9 protein-coding genes are annotated in these 7,381 nt (G+C 70.1%); 5 read left to right on the top strand and 4 right to left on the bottom strand.

Features of this window, described 5'->3' with window-relative positions; translation table 11 throughout:
- Positions 1-198: 198 nt before the first annotated feature.
- Together ACWGE1_RS26140 and ACWGE1_RS26135 are read right to left on the bottom strand one after the other, a co-directional pair.
- The gene (locus ACWGE1_RS26140; RefSeq protein ID WP_453422917.1) at positions 199-561 is read right to left on the bottom strand and encodes a DUF488 domain-containing protein; all 363 of its coding nucleotides are present in this window, start codon (positions 559-561) and stop codon (positions 199-201) included.
- Positions 558-977 carry a hypothetical protein gene (locus ACWGE1_RS26135; RefSeq protein ID WP_453422916.1) on the bottom strand — a complete coding sequence of 140 codons (420 nt, stop codon included), beginning with the start codon at positions 975-977 and terminating at the stop codon, positions 558-560. The genes ACWGE1_RS26140 and ACWGE1_RS26135 overlap by 4 nt, the downstream gene beginning before the upstream one ends.
- A gap of 195 nt (positions 978-1,172) precedes the next feature.
- Between ACWGE1_RS26135 and ACWGE1_RS26130 the strand changes: the two genes are divergently transcribed.
- Positions 1,173-1,925 (top strand): MBL fold metallo-hydrolase, encoded by a 753-nt coding sequence (locus ACWGE1_RS26130; protein WP_453422915.1) that lies wholly within the window; start codon positions 1,173-1,175, stop codon positions 1,923-1,925.
- Positions 1,926-2,000: 75 nt separating this feature from the next.
- Here the strand turns inward: ACWGE1_RS26130 and ACWGE1_RS26125 are convergent, their stop codons facing one another.
- Together ACWGE1_RS26125 and ACWGE1_RS26120 are read right to left on the bottom strand one after the other, a co-directional pair.
- Complete coding sequence (locus tag ACWGE1_RS26125; RefSeq protein WP_453422927.1) at positions 2,001-3,227, bottom strand: PTS transporter subunit EIIC; 1,227 nt, start codon at positions 3,225-3,227, stop codon at positions 2,001-2,003.
- A gap of 311 nt (positions 3,228-3,538) precedes the next feature.
- The gene (locus ACWGE1_RS26120; protein WP_453422914.1) at positions 3,539-4,834 is read right to left on the bottom strand and encodes a PTS transporter subunit EIIC; all 1,296 of its coding nucleotides are present in this window, start codon (positions 4,832-4,834) and stop codon (positions 3,539-3,541) included.
- A 137-nt stretch (positions 4,835-4,971) separates the two neighbouring features.
- Between ACWGE1_RS26120 and ACWGE1_RS26115 the strand changes: the two genes are divergently transcribed.
- The 4 genes from ACWGE1_RS26115 to rdgB all read left to right on the top strand — a co-directional run bounded on the left by ACWGE1_RS26115 (position 4,972) and on the right by rdgB (position 7,266).
- Complete coding sequence (locus ACWGE1_RS26115) at positions 4,972-5,295, top strand: glucose PTS transporter subunit EIIB (RefSeq protein ID WP_453422913.1); 324 nt, start codon at positions 4,972-4,974, stop codon at positions 5,293-5,295.
- A gap of 137 nt (positions 5,296-5,432) precedes the next feature.
- Positions 5,433-6,158: a ribonuclease PH gene (rph, locus tag ACWGE1_RS26110; RefSeq protein WP_327262680.1), complete on the top strand. Its 726-nt coding sequence runs from the start codon at positions 5,433-5,435 to the stop codon at positions 6,156-6,158.
- Positions 6,159-6,263: 105 nt separating this feature from the next.
- The gene (locus tag ACWGE1_RS26105) at positions 6,264-6,644 is read left to right on the top strand and encodes a hypothetical protein (RefSeq protein ID WP_453422912.1); all 381 of its coding nucleotides are present in this window, start codon (positions 6,264-6,266) and stop codon (positions 6,642-6,644) included.
- Positions 6,645-6,651: 7 nt separating this feature from the next.
- On the top strand, positions 6,652-7,266 hold the full coding sequence (gene rdgB / locus ACWGE1_RS26100; RefSeq protein ID WP_453422911.1) for an RdgB/HAM1 family non-canonical purine NTP pyrophosphatase: 615 nt from the start codon (positions 6,652-6,654) through the stop codon (positions 7,264-7,266).
- Positions 7,267-7,381: the final 115 nt, after the last annotated feature.

Genomic DNA, 7,381 nt, shown 5'->3' with positions numbered 1-7,381 from the left:
AACCCCCCGCCATCAACCCGGGGGGGGGGTTGTGCTCCAGCCCGTCCGGCGTTTGAGGACCGGGTCCGGCAGAGCCCGGGAAACGGCGAAAGGGCGGGGCGGGGAGAGGCTCCGCGCAGCGGCACCGCCCGCACCGCTAGGGGGTGCCCGCAAAGTCCCGCCTGCCCTCCGGGCGCCGGCGCTACTTTGCGGACACCCCTAGCCGGAGAGCCGCTCCGCCAGGATCGCCGCGTGGCTGGAGCCCGGGTCCTTGACCGCGGTCAGGAGGGTGAGCGGGCCCGCCTCGGCCAGCGAACGGAGCCGGGCCAGCTCCGCCACCGCCTCCGGCTCCGCCAGCTCCGCCTCGTACCGCTCCCGGAACTCCTCCGCCGACCCCCCGTCGTGGAACCACTTCCGCAGCTCCGTGGACGGCGTCACCGCCTTCGGCCACTCCTCCACCATGGCCACCGCCTTCGCCAGGCCGCGCGGCCACAGCCGGTCCACCAGGACCCGCACCCCGTCCGCCGCCGGCTCCGGCGGGTCGTACACCCGTCGCAGGCGGATCACCGGCTCCCGCGTCACCGCGCACCTCCCAGACCCTTGATCTCGTCCCACACCGCGGGGTCCAGCACCCCCATCCGGGCCCGGAACTCCCACAGCGACACCTCCGCCGGCCGGTCCGCCTCCAGGAAGCTCGCCCGGCCCTGCGCACCCACCGTCCCCGGCGGCAGCGGGATCACCCCGGCCCGCCGGTCGTCGTACTTCCCGGTGACCCACGCGACCCGCGCCCGGTGGCCCCGTACCGACCCCACCGCGAGGACCAGGCACGTACGGCCGTCCGCCAGGGACCACAGCTCGCCCGCCCGCGGCTGCGGCGGCGGACCGTCCCCGTGCGCCGGCGGGGCCCGCCGGGGAAGCCCCAGCCGACCCCCGGCGACCAGCACCAGCAGCGCCACGGCCACCACCGCGGCCACCGCGGGCCACCAGGACGTGTCCATGCTTCGACCGTAGCCGCGCGGGCACGCCCCGGCATGGCAACGCCCGTGCCCACCGTCGCTCCCCCGGGTGACAGCGCAGGTGATTCCCCCCACAACGGCCTGCCGCGGAGGAGCGACCGGACGTTTCGCGCCTTACGCTCGACGCACGCACGGCCCGCATTCCGTCCACGGACCGTCCTCGGAGGTTCACGCTCCATGAAGCTCACCGTCGTCGGCTGTTCGGGGTCGTTCCCGTCCGCGGAATCGGCCTGTTCGAGCTACCTCGTCGAGGCCGACGGCTTCCGGCTGCTCCTCGACATGGGCAACGGCGCCCTCGGGGACCTCCAGCGCCACTGCGGCCTCTACGACCTCGACGCGATCTTCCTGAGCCACCTGCACGCCGACCACTGCATCGACATGTGCGCGTACTTCGTCGCCCGCTACTACCGGCACGAGGGCGGCCGCTGCGGCACCATCCCCGTCTACGGGCCCGAGGGCACCGAGCGCCGCCTGACCACCGCCTACGACGACGTCCCCGACGAGCGATCGATGAGCGAGGTCTTCGACTTCCGCACGCTGAAGTCCGGGACCTTCGAGATCGGCCCGTTCCAGGTCCGCACCGAGCGGGTCGCCCACCCGGTCGAGGCGTACGGCATCCGCGTCGAGCACGGCGGCCGCGCGCTCACGTACTCCGGGGACACCGGCACCTGCCCCGAGCTCGGCCTGCTCGCCGAGGGCGCCGACCTCTTCCTGTGCGAGTCCTCCTTCACGCACGGCAAGGAAGACATCCCGGGCCTGCACCTGAACGGCCGCGAGGCGGGCGAGTACGCGCACGGCGCGGGCGTGGGCCGCCTCGTCCTCACCCACATCCCGCCGTGGACCGACCCCGAGCAGAACCTCGCCGACGCCCGCTCCGTCTACTCCGGCCGGGTCGACCTGGCGTACTCGGGCGCGGTCTACGAGATCTGACGGCCCGCCACGACAGCGAGGAGCCCCCGCCCTCCCTTCCGGGAGAGCGGGGGCTCCTTCGTGTGTACGGGCTGCTTACTTGGCCTCGGCCTTCAGCAGCTCGGCGAGCTCCTCGTCGGACTCGCGGCCCGGGGTGGGGAGGTTGAACTTGATGATCGCGAAGCGGAAGACGACGTAGTAGACCACCGCGAAGCAGAGGCCGACGCCCGCCAGCATCCACGGCTTCTCCGCGATGCCCAGGTTCAGCAGGAAGTCGACGAGACCGGCCGAGAAGCCGAAGCCGTCGCGCATGCCCAGGGCCCAGGTGAGGGCCAGGGAGATACCGGTCAGCACCGCGTGGATCGCGTACAGCACCGGGGCGATGAACATGAAGGTGAACTCGATCGGCTCGGTCACACCGGTGACGAAGGAGGTGAGCGCGAGGGAGAGCATCATGCCGCCGACGACCTTGCGGCGCTCGGGGCGGGCGCAGTGGACGATCGCGAGGCAGGCCGCCGGAAGGGCGAACATCATGATCGGGAAGAAGCCGGTCATGAACTGTCCGGCGCTCGGGTCACCGGCGAGGAAGCGGCCGATGTCACCGTGGACGGCGCCGGTCGGGGTGTCGAAGGAGCCGGCCTGGAACCACGGGAAGGAGTTCAGCAGGTGGTGCATGCCGATCGGGATCAGCGCACGGTTGGCGACACCGAAGATGCCCGCGCCGACGGAGCCGGAACCGACGAGCCACTCACCGAAGTTGTGCAGACCCGTACCGAGGACCGGCCAGATGAGACCGAAGACGATACCCGCGAGCAGACCGGCGAGGGCGGAGAGGATCGGGACGAGGCGGCGGCCGCCGAAGAAGCCCGCCCAGTCCGGCAGCTTGGTCCGGTAGAACTTCTGGTAGAGCAGGGCCGTGATGATGCCCATCACGACACCGCCGAGGACACCGGCGTCGACCGTGGCGTCCACCAGGGCGACCTTGTGGTCGATGACCTTCTCGACCTGCGGCAGGTTGCTGTCGGTGAAGGTGGCGAGGACCTTCTTGAAGACCAGGTAACCGGTCACGGCCGCCAGCGCGGTCGAGCCGTCCGACTTCTTGGCGAAGCCGATGGCGATGCCCACGGCGAACAGCAGCGCCATGTTCTCGAGGATGGCGCCACCACCCGCGGCCATGTAACCGGCGATCTTGGTGACGAACGAGGGGAAGACGTCGGCGTCGCCGAGCATGTCACCCGCGCCCAGGCGGAGCAGGAGTGCGCCGGCAGGCAGCACGGCAACGGGGAGCATGAGGCTCCGGCCGATGCGCTGCATGACGGCCATCACGCCAGCGCCCTTCTTCTTTTCCGCCGAGGGGGCGGTAGCCGTGGACACAACTTCCTCCAGTGGGCAAGGCGACGCCAGAGGGAAACGGGGGACGGCGACGTCTCAGATACGGGGGTACGCGGGCTCGGACAGGCCCTCGTGGTCTACACCAATTGTGGTGTAGACCAGTTGTAACACGGTGAGGGTTAGATAAGGAACCTTCGATTTCCTGTGGCCTGGATCACACTCCCGGAGGTATGCCGAAGGGCCCCCGGATCGTGATCCGGGGGCCCTTGACGGACCGTGCGGTAACCCTGCGGGGGCCCGGCTCAGGCCTTGGTGGTCTCGTCCTGCATCGCCGCGATCTCCTCGTCCGACTCCCGGCCGGGCGTCGCCAGGTTGAACTTCGTGATCGCGAAACGGAACACCACGTAGTAGACGGCTGCGAAGCACAGGCCGATCGGAATGATCAGCCAGGGTTTCGTCGCCAGCCCCCAGTTGATGATGTAGTCGATCAGGCCCGCCGAGAAGGTGAAGCCGTCGTGGACGCCCAGGGCCCACGTCACCGCCATCGACACGCCCGTCAGGAGCGCGTGGATCACGTACAGCAGGGGCGCCACGAAGAGGAAGGAATACTCCAGCGGCTCGGTGATGCCCGTGACGAACGAGGTCAGGGCCACCGACACCATCAGGCCCCCGACCTCCAGGCGTCGCTGCGGCTTCGCGCAGTGCGTGATCGCCAGCGCCGCTGCCGGCAGGGCGAACATCATGATCGGGAAGAAGCCGGACAGGAACTGCCCCGCTTCCGGGTCGCCGTTCAGGAACATGGTGATGTCGCCGTGCACGACCTTGCCGCTCGGTGTGGTGTAGCTGCCGAACTGGAACCACACCGGCACGTTCAGGAACTGGTGGAGGCCGATCACCAGCAGAGCGCGGTTCGCGACGCCGAAGATGCCCGAACCCCAGGGGCCCAGGCTCACCAGCCAGTCGGAGAAACTCTCCAGCGCGGCACCGATCGGCGGCCAGATCCACAGGCAGATCACGGCGAAGCCGATGCCGACGAAGGCCATGATGATCGGAACGAGCCGGCGCCCGTTGAAGAAGCCGAGCCAGTCGACCAGCTTCACGCGGTGGTAGCGCCGCCAGAACCAGGCCGCCAGCAGTCCCATGACGATGCCGCCGAAGACCCCGGGATTCTGGAAGGTGTATTCGGCGAAGGAGTCGTCCTGCCCCAGGCACCCACCTCCGACGTCCTTGGTCCCCTCGGGGCAAGGTGTGGGGAATGCCTCCAGGACGCCGTGGTAGGCGAGGAAACCGGCCACCGCCGCCAGCGCGGTCGAGCCGTCGGCCTTCTTGGCCATGCCGATCGCGACGCCGATGCAGAAGAGGAGCGGCAGACCCAGGCTGGAGCCGAGCAGGGCGCCGCCCGCCGCGGCCATGACCTTGGCGACGTCGGACCAGATGCCGTCCCCTCCGGCGTCGATCACGCCGAGCCGCAACAGGATGCCGGCCGCGGGCAGTACGGCGATGGGCAGCTGAAGGCTCCGCCCCATTTTCTGCAGCCCTTGGAACAGGTTGTTCCGCCAATTCGGTTGTGGCGCTGCTTTGGAGATGCTCACGCTCATCGGCGTCCTCCCTGACCGGCCCGTTTTGGCTGCCGCAACACTTGCGGCACACTGGTGTAGACCAGTTGTGGGCAGGTTGCTGCTGATCGTCATCATTCGGCAGAGGCCGGTCATGTGCCTGCATAGATGGGCCAACCGTGCGTTACCGTGACGAAGCGGACCGTGCAGATGGATACCCGTCCACTGGCCGCCGAGACTCGTTCTTCGAAACACTCAGGGAGAAACACATGGCCACCAAGGCTGAGAAGATCGTCGCCGGGCTCGGCGGCATCGAGAACATCGAAGAGGTCGAGGGCTGCATCACCCGCCTGCGCACCGAGGTCATCAACCCGGACCTCGTCGACGAAGCCGCACTCAAGGCCGCCGGCGCCCACGGCGTCGTCAAGATGGGCACCGCGATCCAGGTCGTCATCGGCACCGACGCCGACCCGATCGCCGCCGACATCGAAGACATGATGTGACCGGAGCCCCCTAGGCCCCAGCCGCTCCCTGCGGCCCAGCCCGGCCCAGCCCGGCCCGGCCCGGCCCCTGCAGACCCCGTCCCGGAACCATCCGGACGGGGTCTTCGCGTTCCCCCGCAGGGACTAGGCTCGGAGCCATGTCTCGCATCGACGGCCGTACGCCCGAACAGCTCCGCCCGGTCACCATCGAACGCGGATGGAGCAAGCACGCCGAGGGCTCCGTCCTCATCTCCTTCGGAGACACCAAGGTCTTCTGCACCGCCTCCTTCACCGAAGGCGTCCCGCGCTGGCGCAAGGGCAGCGGCGAAGGCTGGGTCACCTCCGAGTACTCGATGCTGCCGCGCTCCACCAACACCCGCGGCGACCGCGAATCCGTCCGCGGCAAGATCGGCGGCCGCACCCACGAGATCTCCCGCCTGATCGGCCGCTCGCTGCGCGCAGTCATCGACTACAAGGCCCTCGGCGAGAACACCGTCGTCCTGGACTGCGACGTCCTCCAGGCCGACGGCGGCACCCGCACCGCCGCCATCACCGGCGCCTACGTCGCCCTCGCCGACGCCGTCGCCTGGGGCCAGAAGAAGAAGCTGATCAAGGCCGGCCGCAAGCCGCTCACCGGCACCGTCGCCGCCGTCAGCGTCGGCATCGTCGACGGCGTCCCGCTCCTCGACCTCTGCTACGAGGAGGACGTGCGCGCCGAGACCGACATGAACGTGGTCTGCACCGGCGACGGCCGCTTCGTCGAGGTCCAGGGCACCGCCGAGGGCGAGCCCTTCGACCGCAAGGAGCTGAACGCCCTCCTCGACCTCGCCGCCGGCGGCTGCGCGGACCTGGAAGCCATCCAGCTGGGCGCCCTCGAACTGTAAACGGCAACCGCCGGGCCCGGCCCGGCGTCCAGGAAGATACGGGCGCACGGTCTCGAAGCCGTGCGCCCGTCCTCGTAGCGTCCAAGCCCTCAGGGGGAGAACCGCATGAAGCTCCGCATAGCGGCCGTAGCCGTGGCCGCCGTACTCACCGTCCCGGCCCTGACCGCGTGCGACGCGATCTCCACGGCGATGGACTGCGCGAACACGGCCGTGGCCATCACGGACGGTGCGAACGACCTGCAGCAGGCCGTCTCGCAGGCGGGCAACAGCCCCCAGGACGCAAAGAACGCGCTCGACCAGATCGAGTCGAACCTCAAGAAGATCGGCGACCAGACGGACAACGCCGACCTGGGCAAGGCCATCGACTCGATGAACACGGCCGTGAAGAACGTCCGCACCTCCATCGAGAGCGGCAACAGCGTCCCGGACATCCAGCCGGTCGCGGACGCGGCCAGCGAGATCTCCAAGGTCTGCACCCCGGGATAATGGGGGCATGACCTCGACGCCCAGCCGCCTGATCCTGGCCACCCGCAACGCGGGCAAAGTCTCCGAACTCCGCGCGATCCTCTCCGACGCCGGCCTGCCGCACGAGCTGGTCGGCGCGGACGCGTACCCGGAGATCCCGGACGTCAGGGAAACCGGCGTCACCTTCGCCGAGAACGCCCTCCTCAAGGCCCACGCCCTGGCCCGTGCCACCGGCCTCCCGGCGGTCGCCGACGACTCCGGCCTCTGCGTGGACGTCCTGCACGGCGCCCCCGGCATCTTCTCGGCCCGCTGGGCCGGGACGCACGGTGACGACAAGGCCAACCTGGACCTGCTGCTGGCCCAGCTCGGGGACATCGCCGACGAGAACCGCGGGGCCCACTTCGCGTGCGCGGCGGCCCTGGCCCTCCCGGACGGCACCGAACGCGTCGTCGAGGGCCGCCTCCTCGGCACCCTCCGCCACGCCCCGTCCGGCACGGGCGGCTTCGGCTACGACCCGATCCTCCAGCCGCAGGGCGACACCCGCACGTGCGCGGAGCTGACCCCGGCGGAGAAGAACGCCATCTCCCACCGCGGCCAGGCCTTCCGCGCCCTGGTCCCCTTCGTCCGCGCCCTCCTGGGCTGACGCGGGCCATGCCGATAGGGGCCCGGCGCCAAATGGGTAGGGGCCCCCCCCCGCCCGGGGGGGGGGGGGGGGCCCGACCCCCCCCGGGTAACCCCCCCAGGGGCCAAAACCCCCC

The sequence above is a fragment of the Streptomyces sp. NPDC054932 genome, from assembly GCF_053610205.1.
Note: the sequence above shows the minus strand (reverse complement) of the source record. Positions and strands in the feature narration are given on the sequence as shown.

Coding starts and splice junctions, on each gene's coding strand:
- ACWGE1_RS26135 (WP_453422916.1), bottom strand. CDS start 977: ATGGACACGTCCTGGTGGCCCGCGGTGGCCGCGGTGGTGGCCGTGGCG.
- ACWGE1_RS26130 (WP_453422915.1), top strand. CDS start 1,173: ATGAAGCTCACCGTCGTCGGCTGTTCGGGGTCGTTCCCGTCCGCGGAA.
- ACWGE1_RS26125 (WP_453422927.1), bottom strand. CDS start 3,227: ATGGCCGTCATGCAGCGCATCGGCCGGAGCCTCATGCTCCCCGTTGCC.
- ACWGE1_RS26120 (WP_453422914.1), bottom strand. CDS start 4,834: ATGAGCGTGAGCATCTCCAAAGCAGCGCCACAACCGAATTGGCGGAAC.
- rph (WP_327262680.1), top strand. CDS start 5,433: ATGTCTCGCATCGACGGCCGTACGCCCGAACAGCTCCGCCCGGTCACC.
- ACWGE1_RS26105 (WP_453422912.1), top strand. CDS start 6,264: ATGAAGCTCCGCATAGCGGCCGTAGCCGTGGCCGCCGTACTCACCGTC.
- rdgB (WP_453422911.1), top strand. CDS start 6,652: ATGACCTCGACGCCCAGCCGCCTGATCCTGGCCACCCGCAACGCGGGC.